Here is a 1,281-nt window from a genome sequence, read left to right as displayed (position 1 = left end):
AGAGGTGGTTCGGTTTGTCTGAACAGCTTTTTGCCGATTGGTAAGTGGTTTCCGGCGCTGTTTATGCCGCGAGGGGAATTGTCTGCGGCTGGTTGAGGTAGACCTGGTCCGGCGTTTTCCGGTCAAGAGATGAATGTGGGCGGCGGCTATTGTAGAAGGCCAGATATCGGCCGATCCCGAGGCGGGCGTCGGACACGGTTTTGTAGGCGTGAAGGTAAACTTCCTCGTATTTGATTGATCTCCAGAGCCTTTCCACGAAGACGTTGTCCCGCCAAGCTCCTTTTCCGTCCATCGAGATGCTGATTTCGGCATCCTTCAACAGCTTGATGAAGTCGAGGGACGTGAACTGGCTACCCTGGTCCGTATTGAATATCTCCGGCTTGCCGTAGCGCGACAACGCCTCCTCGACCGCTTCGATGCAGAACGCCGTCTCCAGCGTGATCGACAGCTTCCATGACAGAACCCGACGGCTGAACCAGTCGACGACCGCGCAGAGATAAACAAAGCCTCGCGCCATCGGTATGTAGCTGATGTCCATCGCCCAGACCTGGTTGGGGCGGGTGATGGCGAGATTCCTGAGAAGGTAGGGATAGACCTTGTGGCCCGGTGCGGGTTTGGAGGTGTTCGGGCGACGATAGATCGCCTCGATGCCCATCTTCCGCATCAGAGTTCGAACATGCAGGCGACCGACGTCATGGCCCTCGGCAATCAAAAGCCCCTGCAGCATCCGGCTACCGGCGAAGGGATAGTCCAGATGCAGTTCGTCAATCCGGCGCATGAGAGCCAGATCGACAACTGAGGCCGGTTGCGGCAGATAATAGATGCTGCCACGGCTAATGCCGAGTATCCGAGCCTGGCGGGAGACGGACAGGTTGTGGCTCCGGTCGATCATCGTTTTCCGCTCAGCAGTCCGGCCTTGCCGAGCGCGCCGGCTAAAAAATCGTTCTCCAACGTCAACTCACCGATCTTGGCGTGCAGGCTTTTGACATCGACAACAGGCTCAGCGGTCTCCTTGCGGCCGTCATCGAAGACATCGGCAGCGCCGTCGAGCAGTTGATCTTTCCATTGCTTGATCTGGTTCGGATGCACGTCGAACTGCTGGGCGAGCTCGACCATTGTCTTTTCGCCCCTGATCGCGGCGAGCGCGACTTTTGCCTTAAAGGCGGGACTGTGGTTGCGGCGGGGTCGTTTCGTCATCATGGCTCCTGTTCCCGGCATACTGCCGTGTTCAAAAGCCGAAAGCCACTTATCTCAACTGTTCAGATTTGCCGAGCCACCTCT

At 57.5% G+C, this 1,281-nt stretch carries 1 protein-coding gene; it reads right to left on the bottom strand.

Annotated elements, in window-relative coordinates:
• Nucleotides 1-61: 61 nt before the first annotated feature.
• A protein-coding gene (locus ACSQ3I_RS28095) for an IS3 family transposase (protein WP_436004474.1) occupies nt 62-1,197 on the bottom strand; the annotation gives its coding sequence in 2 pieces (ribosomal slippage) (nt 62-933 and nt 933-1,197; 1,137 coding nt in all).
• Nucleotides 1,198-1,281 lie beyond the last annotated feature (84 nt).

It is taken from the genome of Rhizobium sp. LjRoot30 (assembly GCF_964253915.1).
Taxonomy (GTDB): Bacteria; Pseudomonadota; Alphaproteobacteria; order Rhizobiales; family Rhizobiaceae; genus Metarhizobium.
Note: the sequence above shows the minus strand (reverse complement) of the source record. Positions and strands in the feature narration are given on the sequence as shown.